At 50.0% G+C, this 15,398-nt stretch carries 19 protein-coding genes and 4 tRNA genes; 11 read left to right on the forward strand and 12 right to left on the reverse strand.

Translation table 11 applies throughout. The features are described 5' to 3' along the window. The first annotated feature begins 119 nt into the window (after window positions 1-119). The 4 genes from ACN06F_RS09300 to ACN06F_RS09315 all read left to right on the forward strand — a co-directional run bounded on the left by ACN06F_RS09300 (window position 120) and on the right by ACN06F_RS09315 (window position 1,404). Window positions 120-476: a hypothetical protein gene (locus ACN06F_RS09300; protein WP_433925080.1), complete on the forward strand. Its 357-nt coding sequence runs from the start codon at window positions 120-122 to the stop codon at window positions 474-476. 2 nt (window positions 477-478) lie between these two features. Next, window positions 479-922, forward strand: coding sequence for a hypothetical protein (locus tag ACN06F_RS09305; RefSeq protein WP_433925081.1), 444 nt, complete (start codon window positions 479-481; stop codon window positions 920-922). A gap of 146 nt (window positions 923-1,068) precedes the next feature. Beyond that, window positions 1,069-1,191 carry a hypothetical protein gene (locus ACN06F_RS09310; RefSeq protein WP_433925082.1) on the forward strand — a complete coding sequence of 41 codons (123 nt, stop codon included), beginning with the start codon at window positions 1,069-1,071 and terminating at the stop codon, window positions 1,189-1,191. A 27-nt stretch (window positions 1,192-1,218) separates the two neighbouring features. Beyond that, window positions 1,219-1,404 (forward strand): helix-turn-helix transcriptional regulator, encoded by a 186-nt coding sequence (locus tag ACN06F_RS09315; RefSeq protein WP_433925083.1) that lies wholly within the window; start codon window positions 1,219-1,221, stop codon window positions 1,402-1,404. On the opposite strand, the gene ACN06F_RS09320 is transcribed toward ACN06F_RS09315, so the two are convergent. The 7 genes from ACN06F_RS09320 to ACN06F_RS09350 form a co-directional block, all read right to left on the reverse strand. Continuing rightward, complete coding sequence (locus ACN06F_RS09320; RefSeq protein ID WP_433925084.1) at window positions 1,380-2,618, reverse strand: tyrosine-type recombinase/integrase; 1,239 nt, start codon at window positions 2,616-2,618, stop codon at window positions 1,380-1,382. The genes ACN06F_RS09315 and ACN06F_RS09320 overlap by 25 nt on opposite strands. Before the next feature lie 508 nt (window positions 2,619-3,126). Next, a complete protein-coding gene (locus ACN06F_RS09325) occupies window positions 3,127-3,336 on the reverse strand; it encodes a putative motility protein (protein ID WP_198349701.1) in 210 nt (69 codons plus the stop codon). Window positions 3,337-3,511: 175 nt separating this feature from the next. After that, on the reverse strand, window positions 3,512-4,753 hold the full coding sequence (locus ACN06F_RS09330) for an NAD(P)/FAD-dependent oxidoreductase (RefSeq protein ID WP_433925085.1): 1,242 nt from the start codon (window positions 4,751-4,753) through the stop codon (window positions 3,512-3,514). Window positions 4,754-5,280: 527 nt separating this feature from the next. Then, window positions 5,281-5,355 (reverse strand) — tRNA-His (locus ACN06F_RS09335). Between the two features lie 46 nt (window positions 5,356-5,401). Further along, a tRNA-His gene (locus tag ACN06F_RS09340) sits at window positions 5,402-5,476 on the reverse strand. A gap of 57 nt (window positions 5,477-5,533) precedes the next feature. Further along, window positions 5,534-5,610: transfer RNA gene (locus tag ACN06F_RS09345), tRNA-Arg, on the reverse strand. Between the two features lie 92 nt (window positions 5,611-5,702). Beyond that, window positions 5,703-5,779 (reverse strand) — tRNA-Pro (locus tag ACN06F_RS09350). 319 nt (window positions 5,780-6,098) lie between these two features. Between ACN06F_RS09350 and folD the strand changes: the two genes are divergently transcribed. Further along, the gene (gene folD / locus ACN06F_RS09355; RefSeq protein WP_038484389.1) at window positions 6,099-6,965 is read left to right on the forward strand and encodes a bifunctional methylenetetrahydrofolate dehydrogenase/methenyltetrahydrofolate cyclohydrolase FolD; all 867 of its coding nucleotides are present in this window, start codon (window positions 6,099-6,101) and stop codon (window positions 6,963-6,965) included. A gap of 48 nt (window positions 6,966-7,013) precedes the next feature. Continuing rightward, complete coding sequence (gene mtnN / locus ACN06F_RS09360; protein WP_038484392.1) at window positions 7,014-7,727, forward strand: 5'-methylthioadenosine/S-adenosylhomocysteine nucleosidase; 714 nt, start codon at window positions 7,014-7,016, stop codon at window positions 7,725-7,727. Window positions 7,728-7,809: 82 nt separating this feature from the next. Here mtnN and pyrC read toward each other — a convergent pair whose 3' ends face one another. Beyond that, the gene (gene pyrC, locus ACN06F_RS09365; RefSeq protein ID WP_038484395.1) at window positions 7,810-8,847 is read right to left on the reverse strand and encodes a dihydroorotase; all 1,038 of its coding nucleotides are present in this window, start codon (window positions 8,845-8,847) and stop codon (window positions 7,810-7,812) included. Between the two features lie 149 nt (window positions 8,848-8,996). Between pyrC and ACN06F_RS09370 the strand changes: the two genes are divergently transcribed. From ACN06F_RS09370 to ACN06F_RS09380, 3 genes are read left to right on the forward strand one after another with little or no spacing between them, the layout of a single operon-like run. Next, window positions 8,997-9,413, forward strand: a complete 417-nt coding sequence (locus ACN06F_RS09370; protein ID WP_038484398.1) for a hypothetical protein — start codon at window positions 8,997-8,999, stop codon at window positions 9,411-9,413. 7 nt (window positions 9,414-9,420) lie between these two features. Further along, window positions 9,421-10,695 carry an ATP-binding protein gene (locus ACN06F_RS09375; RefSeq protein WP_198349699.1) on the forward strand — a complete coding sequence of 425 codons (1,275 nt, stop codon included), beginning with the start codon at window positions 9,421-9,423 and terminating at the stop codon, window positions 10,693-10,695. 38 nt (window positions 10,696-10,733) lie between these two features. Further along, window positions 10,734-11,273: a response regulator transcription factor gene (locus ACN06F_RS09380; protein WP_038484404.1), complete on the forward strand. Its 540-nt coding sequence runs from the start codon at window positions 10,734-10,736 to the stop codon at window positions 11,271-11,273. Window positions 11,274-11,325: 52 nt separating this feature from the next. Here ACN06F_RS09380 and ACN06F_RS09385 read toward each other — a convergent pair whose 3' ends face one another. Then, window positions 11,326-12,099, reverse strand: coding sequence for a 3-hydroxybutyrate dehydrogenase (locus ACN06F_RS09385; RefSeq protein ID WP_038484408.1), 774 nt, complete (start codon window positions 12,097-12,099; stop codon window positions 11,326-11,328). A 75-nt stretch (window positions 12,100-12,174) separates the two neighbouring features. Continuing rightward, complete coding sequence (hybE, locus tag ACN06F_RS09390) at window positions 12,175-12,612, reverse strand: [NiFe]-hydrogenase assembly chaperone HybE (protein WP_120386928.1); 438 nt, start codon at window positions 12,610-12,612, stop codon at window positions 12,175-12,177. Window positions 12,613-12,754: 142 nt separating this feature from the next. On the opposite strand from hybE, the gene ACN06F_RS09395 reads away from it, so the two are divergent. Further along, window positions 12,755-13,018 carry a GrxA family glutaredoxin gene (locus tag ACN06F_RS09395; protein ID WP_433925086.1) on the forward strand — a complete coding sequence of 88 codons (264 nt, stop codon included), beginning with the start codon at window positions 12,755-12,757 and terminating at the stop codon, window positions 13,016-13,018. A gap of 122 nt (window positions 13,019-13,140) precedes the next feature. Next, window positions 13,141-13,908: a DUF1338 family protein gene (locus ACN06F_RS09400; protein WP_038484418.1), complete on the forward strand. Its 768-nt coding sequence runs from the start codon at window positions 13,141-13,143 to the stop codon at window positions 13,906-13,908. 40 nt (window positions 13,909-13,948) lie between these two features. Here the strand turns inward: ACN06F_RS09400 and ACN06F_RS09405 are convergent, their stop codons facing one another. Then, complete coding sequence (locus tag ACN06F_RS09405; RefSeq protein ID WP_433925087.1) at window positions 13,949-14,614, reverse strand: CoA transferase subunit B; 666 nt, start codon at window positions 14,612-14,614, stop codon at window positions 13,949-13,951. Window positions 14,615-14,659: 45 nt separating this feature from the next. Beyond that, window positions 14,660-15,358 (reverse strand): CoA transferase subunit A, encoded by a 699-nt coding sequence (locus ACN06F_RS09410; protein ID WP_009724478.1) that lies wholly within the window; start codon window positions 15,356-15,358, stop codon window positions 14,660-14,662. Window positions 15,359-15,398 lie beyond the last annotated feature (40 nt).

Genomic DNA, 15,398 nt, shown 5'->3' on the forward strand with positions numbered 1-15,398 from the left:
AACTCTAACACTAGCCGGGCGGGCAATTTCTGTCCAACAGCCATCCAAAGCAGGCCACCACGCGGCAGCTTTTTTCATTTCTGACGCCTCAGTGATGGGGCTTTTATTTGGAGGTATTCATGAACGTATTTCAGTCAAGCGGTAAAGGCAAGAGTCGTGTCACGATAGATGGCCGTGATTTTGTGGGTCGCTACGTAGTCATCAATGGTGATGGCCATGTGACTGTTGATGGTGTTGCGCAAAGCGGTTCTCTAGTAGGCCCTGTCACCGTTGAAATTCATGGTGACACCGACAAAGTAGAAGTTGCCGCTGGCAGTGTCAGCGTTACAGGGAGCTGCAGCAGCGCCAAAACGCAAAGCGGTGATATCACATGCGGCGATGTGACTGGCAGCGTTAGCAGCATGAGTGGAGACATACGCTGTAAGCACGTTGCGGGTAGCTGCAAAACAATGTCAGGCGATATTTACAAAGGCTGATTATGAAACTGAACATCACAACGCACATCATCGGCGATGACGAAAACGACAAACGCCCGCTATTAGCGGGAGGCAAAGTAAAGATGGTCACCGCTTTGGGCGATCTAAAAGCAGAAGTCACTGAGGGTAAGCATAAAGGGCGCATTATCGAGGCCTTTGCCTGGCTCGCTTGCGATGACGAAAGCGCGACAATCAATATTACCGAGGCCTCAACGGGCTACTGCCTTGAGCGCGTCCATGCCATTGCCGTTATAAACGGCAAGCCATGTAGCGCCACGAAGCTACCAGACGAAGCGTTGCGGAACATGACGCCCAACTTTATGGAAGCTGCCAAGACAGCGGGGTTCTATCGCTTCGAGAAAGCCGACGACGCAGAAGCCGACACGCTTTTCGAGCGCATCGACGCTTTGCCGAAAATCAAAGCGACTGGATCGCTGGTGGCCTAGGAGAGAAATGAGCTATTACCCAAAACCCACGGCGTGCATGTCTTGCCGCCACGCCATAGCCGACTGCGACCACCTGCCCTTTTCGTCAATGCCCATACTGAGCAAAAGCAAACACCGCATTATCGTCAGCTGTAAGGAGTACCAAGATGCTCGACCAGCTCCCGAACGCCAAGCGAGTCGCCGAGATAGTCCGCAAACGGCGGCTTATTCCTGATACGCCACGCTGGCGATTATCGACCAAGTTATTCAAAGACTACCGCCGCCAATGAGCGGTTTTTTTGTGCCTGGAGGAATTTATGACTAAAGGTTATTTAACAACCCGCGAGGTGTGCGAACGTTATAGTATCGGCCGCACTACGTTGTATCGCTGGATGCAGCGTAAATCATCCCCCTTTCCAGCCCCCGCGATTAGCGGCAATGCTGGGCAAAACCGCTGGCGAATTGAGGATATTGAAAACTACGAAGCCCGCATAGCGGCATGAGTTTCAACTATTTCTTGAATTTTCTCCCACCATGCATCATATCCGGCGCGCTGTTCATCAAGATAATCATAATGATCATAAACAGACTGCTCTCCTGGCAGCTTATGCCCTACCATCGTCTCAGCCACATGATAGGGCGCGAGGCGACTCATGTTAGTGCGCATAGTTCGACGAAGATCGTGCATTGACCAGTGAAGGACTTCGATTTTCTTATGCCGCCTTGTCCACTGCATTAAGTTATAGGGTGGCGCTAAACTAGCGCTATCCGTCATCCGCTCACGCGAACCATTATTATTAAACACCGCTCCGCCTTTTGGTGCGGTGGGTGACAGCCGTATTGCTTCCTCAATCCACCGTCTAACCGGCCCAGTGATAGGCCTTTTCAATGGTTTTCCCGTTTGCAGGCCTGTTTTGTGATGCTCAGCCGGTACCGTCCAAACCCCTTCCTCTAAATCCCAATCCCCTCTATTGCTTAATCTCAACTCCCCATTGCGGCATCCATAAAAAAGTGCCAGCTTCACGAATAAACGATTTTTAGGTGTTATCCGTGATCGCTCTAACGCCTCCCACATCAACGCTATCTCTTTATCGTTAAGCACTCTGACAGTGGTTTTCTTCTTCACACGTAGATCAGTTGCGCTGCCAATATGCAGCACTGGGTTACTGTGAACGCGTCGGCGTCGCTCAGCCCATTTGTATGCTTGCTTGGTGTTAATCAACAAGCGTTCAGCTATGGCTGGGGTTAGGTCGCGTACATCTTCCAGTAATGTCAGCCAGCGTTCGGTCGCTATCTTATCTGCAGGCAGATGGCCTACGTGCGGAAAGCAATGAATCTCAAAGCTACGCAATATCTGCTCTGGGCTTTTCTTTTGTTTCACGCAATACGAGGCATACCAATCTCTAAATAACGCCTCAAAATTTTCCCCTCCTTTTCTCTCCAATCTGATCAGTTCACGCTCGATACGCGGGTTGCTGCCTTCCTCAACATAGCGTCGTACTTGGAGCGCTTCTTCACGAGCCTGCTTTAGCGAGGTGATTGGGTAAGTGCCAACATCAATTCGATGTTGCTTACCTTCAAAACGATATCGGACTTGAAAAGTTATCTTACCTTTAGGTGACACGCGCGCACCAAGGCCGTCACGGTCATTCTTAACCTGTGTTCGTTCTTGCTCTTTGCCATGCTGGGCTTTTAGCCAACTATCAGTAATTGCCATACCCTGCCTCGTTTCGGTGAGTACAAACTAAAAATACGAGTCACAGCACAGTAATTTGTACTCGCCCTTGTACTTAAAAAGATTGGCACGAAAAGGAATGAAATGGAACAGTTCAGAACAGGCAAAAAGCAGGCAGGAAGGGAGCGGGAATAAAAAAGCGGAACAGTTTGGAATTAAGCGGCACAGCGCCAATGATTTGGGTGCGAAATAATCGCAAACGTACGGCGTAGTTCTGCTTCGCGCGCTAATTTGGCGTCAGACATGGAGTTCTCTAAAAATGGTGCAACGTTATGACTGGGATGGCGCCTTAAATATCGGCGTTTACATGGATATATGGTAACGCAACTAGGCCGCTGCGGCATACCATGGATAGCAAAGGGGGAATCAAGAATATAGGCACTAGCGGCGTAAAAAGAGGAGCTAGAGCAACCGCTAAAAGGGTCGTGAAGGGAAATTGAAAAAAAGCGCCGAACTTGTCGGCGCTTTTTTCGTACTGACGTTTATTTGGCTAGGCGTAAGTATTGACCTGAGTCCCCACGTTGCCATCTTGGGCAAGGTCTGGCTGAGCCCCCATGTTGGCAGAGGCAAGTACTTCCGACACTTGCTGTGCTTGCATATCAAGAGACTGCTTAAAAAGCTGCATCTGTGCTTGTTCAGCAGATTGTGCTTGATTCATATAGAGTGCGGTGCTCACTGCGTTGCTTACGGCAACATCCATCTTTCACCTCACGATTGCGATATGTTGCACCAAGATAGCAAACATCATGCTTTACTACCAAGCAGCCTTTCCCATTAAGTACTTATCCAACAGTACTAAGCCAACAGTACTAAGCCAACAGTACTAAGCCAACAGTACTAAGCCAACAGTACTAAGCCAACAGCTACCCACTGATTTAGAAACGGTCAGCTCTGAAAGGCGCCATATCAATCTCTGTCGGCTTACCTTCTATCATATCCGCCAGTAATTGCCCGGTAGCAGGACCTAGGGTAAATCCCTGATGCCCATGTCCAAAAGCTAACCACAGACCACGATGCTTGGGAGCCGGCCCTATAACAGGCTTCATGTCAGGCAAACATGGTCGCGCGCCTTTCCAAGCAGAGGCGTCGCGACGCTCAGCGAGGGGGAATATCGTGCGTGCAACTTTTTCTGCAGCAGCTAACTGCTGCTCATCTGCTGGCGACTCAAGCCGGTCAAGCTCAGCCCCGGTGGTTAACCGGACGCCTGCATTCATAGGCGCAAGCAAGTAACCCACCTCCGCATCCATTAACCAGTAATGAAGCTTTTTAGAGGGCTGTGTGGCGTAGTGCATGTGATAGCCGCGCTTAACAAAGGTCGGGAAATGATAGCCTAAGCCTTTCAGCCAGCTACCTGCCCATGGACCTAGTGCAACGACAACCTCATCTGCTTCTAGGCACTCAGCAGCCGTATCGACTTGCCAGCGCTCTCCTTGCTGCTTCACCCCCTCAATATCAGTTTGCAAAATACGCCCGCCCTGCTGGACAAAAGTATCGGCATAAGCGGCAACCAGCCCACCTGGGTCGGCAACTGTCCAAGGGTCAAGCCAGTGAATAGCACCAATAATATCGCTACCCAAATCTGGCTCTTTAGCCTCTAATGCAGCGCGGTCCAAAACGTCAAACTGAACACCAAAATTGTCACGGGCGTCTTGCGCTTCTTTTACGCGTTTTGCTAGCTCCTCAGGCGTGCGATAAATTTCCAACCAGCCTTCCCGGCGAACCAAATGATCAGCATTTGCCGCTTCAATCATGGGGCCGTGAGTCTTCAAGCAGAGCTGTATCAATGACGCATACTCAGGCACTATTTTTTTATAGTGTCGGCTAGAAGAGTTATGCCAGTAGCTCAACAGCGGCGAAGCAGCATTAATCATGCCTGCAGGCCGATAACGAATATCAACACGCTTGTTTGGCAGCACGCTCAGGATGGTTTTCATATCCCGCGGGAAAGCATAAGGACGAACCGCTTCGCGCTGGATAATGCCAGCATTGCCGAAAGAGGTTTCACGACCAGGTTGGCGACGATCAACCAGCGTTACTTGATGACCACGCTGCTGCAGGTGCCATGCAATGCTGACACCGACCATACCTGCCCCTAACACCACCGTTTGACGCGCCATTGCGTTGCACTCCGTAAAAGAAAATACTGCCTACAGTTCAAATGATTATTTTCAACAAACAACTCATTAAAAAATATCACTAACCAAACAGCATTAAAATAGCTTAAAAAACTGTTTTTAGACCAAAAAGCAGCAACAAATATCGCATTAAAAAATAATATAGATGACTTCACTACACGTATCGCCAAAGCCATCAAAATGCACCAGCGCTTCTTACTAAAGACCTTTTTAAGCGGTTCATCAAGCGCAGACCTGCTCCCCTACTAAGGCGGCATCGCGATAAGAAGCCTAGGGAAATTTCGCAGCAATTTCAGATAGAGAGTAATTTTTCGGGCCAGAAATGAATCAAAGGACAAAACCTAGGAAAGGCATTGCGTAGCAAATAAGGTAAAGAGGCTTAAAACACGAGCGACCAAAAACGCAAAAAAGCCGAACATAGGTCAGCTTGGTTTCAAACAAAATAATTAATAAAGGGGAAAAGTAATGACAATGGGAGAGGATTTTTTGAGGATAAATATCAAGGTTAATGGGGTGGATGATGGGGATCGAACCCACGACCACCGGAGCCACAATCCGGGGCTCTACCACTGAGCTACATCCACCACAACCTAAAACTAGAATTGCATATAATTAATACGTGTCATCAAATGGGGTGGATGATGGGGATCGAACCCACGACCACCGGAGCCACAATCCGGGGCTCTACCACTGAGCTACATCCACCATTGATGAAGTACTGACTTACATGTCTTACCGAAAGCGTCCAATAAAAAGCTTTAATGGCACGCCCAGCAGGACTCGAACCCGCAACCTACGGCTTAGAAGGCCGTTGCTCTATCCGGTTGAGCTATGGGCGCACATAAAGCATTCTAAGAGACTGAATACTGATGAGCACTTGACCACAACCAATGTTCGGAAAAGCAAGTTACCACCTTCCGCGCTAGGTATGTGGTCGGGATGGAGGGATTCGAACCCCCGACATCCTGCTCCCAAAGCAGGCGCGCTACCAGACTGCGCTACATCCCGATTTCTTACCTTAGACGCTGCTGCATGTCCCGTCTCAAGCGAGGCATATATTACTATTTCTGAGTTTAAAGTCAACACCTAAAGTGATTGATTCGTTAGAAGCTTTGCCTTGCCGCCCTAGCATGCGAAAATCAGGCCTTCTCGAAAGCCAGTGACCTCCTGCGCTCAGCCACACAATTCCAGGGGCTGAATTATAGATAGCAGGGTTTAAGTATCGGTGTTCGGGCACGATGCTCACGCGCCGCCCCCATACTTTAAACGCCACGGCCTAGACATAGTCACTCAGCTTCGTTTCTAACCTTCACAGGGATTCTATTACATGACCGCCCAACTTATCGATGGTAAGGCCATCGCCGCTAATGTCCGCCAGCAAGTTGCCGAGAAAATCAGCGCGCGCCAGCAAGCTGGCGCTCGGGCACCTGGACTAGCTGTTGTTGTGGTCGGGGAAGACCCAGCCTCCCATGTTTATGTCAGCAACAAACACCGCGCCTGTGAGCAGGCAGGCATCCACTCTTTTCAACATGCGCTACCCGCTGATACGCAGCAGCATGAACTTGAAGCACTGGTCGATCAGTTAAACAACGATGCAACGGTTGACGGCATTCTTGTTCAACTACCATTGCCAGAGCATTTAGACTCTCGCCCTATTCTTGAGCGCATTCGCCCAGACAAGGACGTTGACGGCTTTCACCCATACAACATTGGTCGTCTAGCGCAACGTATGCCCTCGCTCAGGCCCTGCACACCTAAAGGTATTATGACCATGCTCGCCCATAGCGGCATTGCCGTTCGAGGGTTAGATGCCACTGTAGTCGGCGCGTCCAACATTGTCGGTCGGCCGATGGCGTTGGAGTTGATGCTGGCAGGTTGCACCACCACGGTATGCCACCGCTTCACGCTACAGCTTGAGTCTCATGTGCGCCGCGCTGACTTGGTTGTTGTCGCTGTCGGCAAACCCGGCATTGTCAAAGGGGAATGGATCAAACCAGGCGCCATCGTGATTGACGTTGGCATTAATCGCCAAGACGACGGCACGCTCACTGGTGACGTTGATTTTAAAGCCGCGGCAGAGCGTGCCAGTTTCATTACACCCGTGCCTGGCGGCGTTGGGCCGATGACCGTTGCCACGCTACTTGAAAACACGCTAGAAGCCGCTGAACGGCACGACAAAGGCCTAGAGCAGTAGTGTTACACACACCACTGCCGTTAACGATTTATTAAGGAGTAATCACGAGTGCAACGTATTGGAATCATCGGCGCGATGGCGCAGGAAGTGAACATACTGGCAGGACAGCTAGAAGGCGCTGAACGCTACGAGCATGCTGGCTTCGTTTTTTATACGGGCACACGTCACGGCTTGGAAATTATTGTGCTGCAGTCGGGGATAGGCAAGGTCAATGCGGCGGTAGGCACCGCGATTTTACTTGAGCGGCACCAGCCTGATGCGATCATTAACACTGGTTCCGCAGGCGGCTTTGCGAGCGACCTTGCTATTGGTGATGTGATTATTTCGGATGAAGTTCGCCATCATGACGTTGACGCAGTGGTCTTTGGCTATGAGCTTGGTCAGGTACCTGGAATGCCGGCAGCCTACCAAGCAGACAAACAACTTCGTGATATTGCCCGCAACGCCATTGCCTCATTAGGTGAAGTCAATGTACGTGAGGGGCTCATCGCCACAGGCGATGCCTTTATGGCCGATCCTGTTCGTGTCGCGACTACCCGTGAACAGTTTCCAACCATGCTAGCCGTCGAGATGGAAGGCGCCGCTATTGCACAAACATGTCATCTTTATGGCTGCCCATTTGTGGTCATTCGCGCGCTGTCTGATATACCCGGCGGCGGTGACAACCACCTGTCATTCGAGCAATTTTTAGACATCGCGGCTGACCATTCATCACGGATGGTGGATCAGATGCTGATCGAGCTTGGTAAGAACAAGAAATAGACGTTAAAAAAGAGTGCTTAAAGCGTTAAAGAAACGGAGCCAGTTGGCTCCGTTTTTATGATTTGCTATCCAGCTATACGAACTACGCTTTCAGCTTCCATGCCAAGCTCTCACCCGCCATTAATGGAATAATATGCTGACCAGCCGTATAGGGATAATGCGCTGGCAGACTCCATGAACGACGCTCCAACGTCACGCTATCAGCATTAGCCGGTAATCCATAAAAACGTGGTCCATTGAGGCTGGCAAACGCTTCTAACTTGTCCAAGGCACCCATTTCCTCGAAGGCAGCTGCATAGAGCTCAATGGCAGCAGGCGCTGTATATGCCCCTGCACAGCCGCAGCTAGACTCTTTGTCACCCTGGGCATGAGGCGCACTATCGGTGCCCAAAAAGAATTTAGGGCTGCCGCTGGTCGCCGCTTTTAACAACGCCTGACGGTGCTGCTCACGCTTTAGTATGGGCAAGCAGTAATAATGCGGACGAATACCACCTGCCAGCATTTTGTTGCGGTTAAACAGCAGATGATGGGCTGTGATCGTGGCAGCAATATTATCAGGCGCAGCAGCGACAAACTCGGCAGCCTGCTGGGTCGTAATATGCTCAAACACTACCTTAAGATTAGGGTGTCTAGCCAAAAGCGGTTTCATAACCTGCTCAATAAACACCGCTTCTCGATCAAAAATATCAATTTCATGATCGGTAACTTCACCATGCACCAACAGCGGCATACCAACGTTTGCTAGCATCGCAATAGTGTCATCGCAGTGCGCAATGTCGGTGACGCCCGATGCAGAGTTAGTGGTAGCGCCCGCGGGATAGAGCTTCACGGCTTTCACGACACCACTTTCAGCAGCACGCTCAATTTCTTCAGGGGGCGTCGTGTCTGTTAAATAGAGCGTCATCAAAGGTTCAAAAGAACTCCCTTCGGGCAACGCTGCTAAAATTCTCTGCCGATACGCTAGTGCTTGTGCGGTAGTGGTTATCGGCGGCTTTAGATTAGGCATTATAATCGCACGCCCCATTTGGGCGGCGGTATGACCTACCACAGCGCTTAGCGCCTCATCATCACGTAAATGAAGATGCCAATCATCGGGGCGAGTCAACGTAATAGCGTCCACGGCAAGTCCTGTGCAGAAATGAATTAAGTAAAAGGGTCAGAACAGTATACCCAATACGGGTAAGGGATAAATCTCCCCTATCCATCCCACAGTCGTTCCCAAGTGTCGTATCATGGCGACACTTTGTAAGATCAAGGACTCAGTTTTTTATGCAGAATGTGCGTCGCTATGCGGACATTATCGCCAGTATTGAAGGATTATTATGGCTTGGTCTTGCCTGGTCGATATCCTTTTCAATGTATTTTGGGAGTACCGAACCGACGCTGGCTGTCCTATTCGTTGTTGGTGCACTCGTGCTATTCGGTTGGGCGCACCGTCCATTGCGTTACCTGTTGAAACGCTATCACGTACGTAAGCGCCGTACTGACATGTGGATTCATACGCTAGCACTGCCACTCTTGCTCGCTATGTTTTTCCATATCATGTTAGAGGCTGTACTGGGCAGTGCCTGGCTACCTCCTAAAATGCTGCTATTCAACTTGCTTGCCTCGGCGGGATGGCTGACGTTCGTTATGACGTTATTTATAAAATATGTTATTCACAACGTGAAAGCATCGAGCAAATAAGCACGCTATGCCTACCGCCCTACCTCTCCCGCTCTCGACGCCAAACCGTAACCTCGTTCGATTAACGATCGTCAGAGGTATCACCTGGACCGGTTTTTTACTGGCCATTATTGTTGGCATAGAGCTACTCGCTTTCGACTTGCCAGTGACCGCAGTCGTCAGTGTTGTGATTGCCATGGGGATACTGAATATCGTCACATGGTGGCGTTTAGGCAGACCAAAAGCGGTTAATCATTTCGAATATCTTGCCCACTTATTGGCCGATATTGCAGGCTTAACGCTGCTATTTTATTTTTCAGGCGGCTCAACAAACCCCTTTATTACTTACTATTTAGTGCCTGTCACTATTGCCGCCGCAACACTTCCCTGGCGGCATGCTTGGATCATCGCCGCGTGTTCAATGGCCGGGTACACCTACCTGATGTTCTTTTATCACCCGATACCTCAGCTGGGCCACATTAACAGCGACGGCCCACTAAGCCTGCACGTATTGGGTATGTGGCTTAATTTCGGCTTATCAGCCGGGCTTGTCACGTTCTTTATCTACAAAATGGCCCACGCACTGCGTAATCGAGATAAAGCACTATCTCGCACGCGAGAAGCGGCCCTGCGCAATGAACAGGTATTAGCCGTTGCTACTCAGGCCGCTGGTACGGCTCATGAGCTTGGCACGCCGCTTTCAACCATGGCCGTACTGCTAAATGAAATGTACCAAGACGCGCCTAATGACTCCCCCTTGCAACAAGATATAGCCATTCTTCGCCAGCAGGTAGACGTGTGCAAATCACGCTTACAACACCTTGTCACGACGGCTGATCGTCGGCGCATGGCAGAACCAGAGATACTGGATGCTGAACTGTGGTTAGCCACCGTTGTGCAACGTTGGCTCGTTATCAGGCCAGATGTTAGCCACTTTTTTGATGTTGCCGAGAAACGCGGCCGTCCCTGGTTGGCCGTCGATGCCACATTAGATCAAGCGCTAACCAATTTGCTGAATAACGCTGCCGACGCTAATCCAGAGCACATTGCTATTCGCTTGGATTGGCAAGATGAAAGCGTTGTTATTGATATACGCGACCACGGCCCCGGCATCGCCATGTCGATTGCTGACCAGCTAGGCGATACGTTTATTTCCACCAAAAGCAAAGGCATGGGGATCGGGCTGTTTTTAACCCATGCCACCATTAATCGTTTCGGTGGTGGAGTAAGTCTGTACAATCATCCTGAAGGCGGTACGTTAACGGAAGTGACGTTGCCGCTTTGTTCCGCCCCTGATAAGTAACAGCGACGCAGAGCATTCGCCAGAAAATCGAGGACATCATGCAGACGCAAGACCAACGCCTTTTAATCGTCGACGATGATGAAATGTTTTGTCACGTGTTAAGCAGAGCGCTTTCGCGTCGTGGTTTTGAAGTGCAAGTTGCCCACGATGCTGATCAAGCAATGACGCTGATCACGCAGTTCATGCCAACGATGGCAACACTCGATCTAAAACTTGAGCATAGTTCCGGGCTTAAGCTACTGCCCGACATGCTGGCAAGCGCACCGAATTGCCGTATTGTGGTATTAACGGGGTATTCCAGCATCGCCACAGCGGTAGAAGCCATCAAACTTGGCGCCGTTAACTATCTGTGTAAACCAGCAGATGCCGACGATGTTATTGCAGCTTTTGACCATCAGGATGGCGATCCAAATATTGAGCTAGCCGACAACCCTCCCTCTATCAACCGTATAACGTGGGAGCACATTCAAAAGGTGTTGCAAGAGCATGATGGCAACATTTCAGCCACGGCTAGGGCACTCGGCATGCATCGGCGCACATTACAACGCAAATTACAGAAGCGCCCGGTACGTCGGTAATTCCCCCACTCTTTGCGCAACAACGACGCAAAGAGTGGGCGTCAACTTGATGTTATTGGGCGGTCCATCCTAGATCAATGTTCCAACTTGCGCCCGTTACAGCGCCTGCCGCATCGGAAGCTAAGTAAGCAACTAGTTGAGCAACCTCGGAAGGCTCGATCAAGCGCTTAACCGCTGCGTTTTTCAGCATGATTTTTTCAATCACCTCTTGCTCATCCATCCCATGTAGCTTGGCTTGGTCGGCGATCTGATTATCTACCAGCGGTGTTTTCACATAGGCAGGGCAAATAGTATTGGCGGTAATCCCCTGCTCGCCACCTTCTAAAGCGGCGGTTTTCGTTAGCCCGATCATGCCGTGCTTGGCACTGATATAAGCGGCTTTGCCAGGCGAAGCCACCTGCGCATGAACAGACGCAATATTAATCACACGTCCCCAGCCTTTTTTACGCATATGTGGCCATGCTGCCTGGGTAAGCAAAAACGGCGCTGTCAGCATTAAATCAATGATTTGACGCCACTTCTCTTCAGGGAACGTCTCAATAGAAGCGACGTGCTGAATACCTGCATTATTAACCAAAATATCGACGCCACCAAAGCGTTTAACCGCATCAGCAATCGCTCCACGGCACGCGTCGGGGTCGGTTAAATCCCCCTGATAAAACGCTGCGCCAGCCGCGTCAGCCACTTCTTTTCCAGCCGGGTTAAAGTCTACTGCTAACACTTGAAAACCCTGCTCACAGAAATGTTTCACCACCGCTTCACCAATACCGCTGCTAGTGCCAGTGACCACAGCAACACGGGGTGTGACAGCTTTTTCAGAGGACATAAACGTTCCTTTTGCTGAGATTATTCAGAGTAAAAATGTAAAAACAACAGTGTAGATAGAGGTAGACGTTTCTGCCTAACCAACCTCTGAAGAAGATTTATCAGACACCATTAGCTGCATCATCATGCGTTGGGCTAGTCGCGCAGCTTCCTGCATACTTTCCAGATCACTTAGATCCTCCAGAATGACGCGCTTATAAAGCTCGCTGCCGCTGGGCAACTGTTCACATGAGAGCGAATAGTGGCCAGAAGGAAGGTTGAGACGCAATGCATTTCCCAGGGGACCATGCTGATTCAGGCATGGCACAGCAACTAGCCACATCGCACAAGGTGTTATTAACGCACCGACCAGTAGTGACGCATGCTCCTCTTCCCAAGGCTGGAAGCACAGTGCATCAACTCCAAGACGAGGGTTATAATGATCCGCCTGCTTCATTGAGCGCAGATGCGCATCTCGATAATGCAACGCTAATTCAGCTAAGCGCGCGTATTCTTGGGCAGCTAAGGTTCGCATACGTTCTTCCAAATTATTAAACATTCGCCCATAACACGGCTTAATGAAGCGTGTAGTGTAGCGCTATTAGCCAAACTGCATGAGCTGCGCCACAATAGGCAACCCATTTTTAATAGATCTTTATCCTAAAGGAGTTTCTACGATGTTTGTGGTAATTTTTGGCCGCATGTCATGCCCTTTCTGCGTACGCGCAAAGCATCTCGCAGAGCATTTAGAGAATAACGGAAAGATAGAAGGCTACCGCTACGTTGATATGCCTTCAGAAGGCGTTACCAAGGAAGATATTGCAAAAACGGCTGGCAAACCTATTCATACCGTTCCCCAAGTGTTTGTTGACCAACAGCACATCGGTGGTTTTACTGAGTTCGACCATTTTGTGCGCCAACAGCAGCTGCTGGCTTCTTAACCCAGGCGTTAAAACTGACGTTTACACCCGTTGAACAACCAAATCTTCGCTTGCCTATACTGAAGTATCACAGTTTATATGACAGTTCATGTGGCGTTCGATTAGGCGGCGAGGGTATCCCAATGCAGCGAGAGGAGTTTGTTCAACAGCTTTGGCTGGACTACGTGCATACACACCCAGACCTTGGCGGACTAAGATTGTGGCCGCTAAGTACGTCAGCCGAGTATTTGACCTTGGTGACGCTAAATTATGGCCCCTTTGCTGCTAGCGAGCTCAACACCAGCCTTGCACATATGGGCTACCGATCAGTTGGCCATTACGCTATGGCTGATAAAGGCCTTTTGGTGCATTTACTTGCACCTAATGACAGTAGCAGTTGGCTGGTATTAGCAGAATTGCAGCTGGGTGCGCTTTCAAAAGCACCCCGCGAAGCACTAACGCAGCTCGTGCTACAAAGTCATCCGGCCGATTGCCAAGGGCAAAATTTACTATGCCGAGGACGCCCATGGCCAATGCCCTCTTGGGCACTTTACCAGCAATTACAACAGGCACACCCCCTCGCTGCCTGGCTAGCGATCATGGGCCCTAGACTGCATCACGCAGGTTTCGACTGCTCAACGATTGGCGAGCCCCTAGACACCTTGCATAGTCAGCTTGAAGCATGCGGCATGCCCAGTTTTGAGGGGCAACAAAACGGCGTATTTGCCGTGTCACCGCTAATTGAGCATCGATTTTATCCTGCAATGCCATTAAAGACCGTTTTCAGCTCAGGCGATGAGCATCGCCTTTGTCTGGGGGGACTAGCACTCGTGCAAAAACATGTCGGCGACGACCATGAGCGTATTGCTGAAATCCTGCTACCTTTCCACACCCGCTGTGAAATGGCGTGAGCTGATCAGCTCACGCCTGCTAAAAGTAGTCGACTAAGGGTTATTCCGCGTCAAACGTCATTTCAGGAACGTGGTCGGGCACAATCAGTTTGCCAGCTGTTTTTTCAATAATTTCTTCAACACTGACACCCGGTGCACGCTCTTTGAGAATAAAAGCACCGTCTTTAATTTCCAAATAAGCGAGGTCGGTCAATACACGATTAATGCAACCTGCCCCTGTTAGAGGAAGCGTGCACTTTTCTAGTAACTTGGACTCACCGTGTTTCGAGGCGTGCGTCATGGTACAGATAATGTTTTCTGCGCCAGCAACCAAATCCATCGCGCCGCCCATCCCTTTGATGAGCTTGCTTGGCACCATCCATGACGCAATATTTCCCTCTTGGTCCACTTCAAAAGCACCCAGCACGGTCAGATCCACATGACCGCCACGAATCATAGCGAATGATTCTGCTGAAGAGAAAATAGCAGCCCCAGGACGAGCGGTGACCGTCTGCTTACCAGCGTTGATCATATCAGCATCAACTTCTTCCTCAGTGGGAAAACGCCCCATACCCAGCAGTCCATTTTCGGACTGCAGCATGACATCAATGCCGTCAGGCACATAGTTGGCAACCAGCGTAGGTATGCCGATACCTAAATTGACGTAAAAGCCATCTTCAAGTTCACGCGCAACGCGCTGTGCCATTTGCTCACGTGTTAAAGCCATGGTGTATACCTCTTATTGAGTGAAAATGTCTAAACCAGAGAGCGATCAGCTACGTACCGTGCGTTTTTCGATGCGCTTCTCGAATGAGCCTTGAATAATGCGATCCACATAGATACCGGGGGTATGGATCTGGCTTGGCTCCAATTCGCCTGGTTCAACAATTTCCTCAACTTCTACAACCGTTATTTTTCCAGCGGTGGCTGCCATGGGATTGAAGTTCTGTGCCGTATGCCGATACATGACGTTGCCGTAGCGATCCGCTTTCCAGCCTTTAACAATCGCGAAATCACCGGTAATGGCTTCTTCTAAAATATAGTGGCGGCCGTTAAATTCACGCACCTCTTTACCTTCACCAATAGGTGTTCCGTAACCTGTGGCGGTATAAAATGCGGGGATACCCGCACCACCGGCGCGCATTTTCTCGGCCAGCGTGCCTTGGGGTGTTAGCACAACTTCAATTTCGTCGTTAAGCATTTGCTGTTCAAACATTGCGTTCTCGCCAACATAAGAAGCGAGAATTTTACGAATCTGACGATCTTCGAGCAGCACACCTAGCCCGAAACCATCAACACCGCAATTATTAGATACTACCGTGAGGTCAGTGACAGCCCGACGTTTAATCTCAGCGATCAAATTCTCAGGAATGCCGCAAAGGCCAAAACCGCCAGCAATAACGGTCATGCCGCTTTCGATACCTTCCATCGCTTCCTCATAGGAAGATACACGCTTATCAAATCCTGCCATTGTTATGCCTCGCATTATTATCGGTGGTACGTTGCACGCG

The organism is Vreelandella sp. 21 (assembly GCF_050995515.1).
Lineage (GTDB): Bacteria > Pseudomonadota > Gammaproteobacteria > Pseudomonadales > Halomonadaceae > Vreelandella > Vreelandella alkaliphila.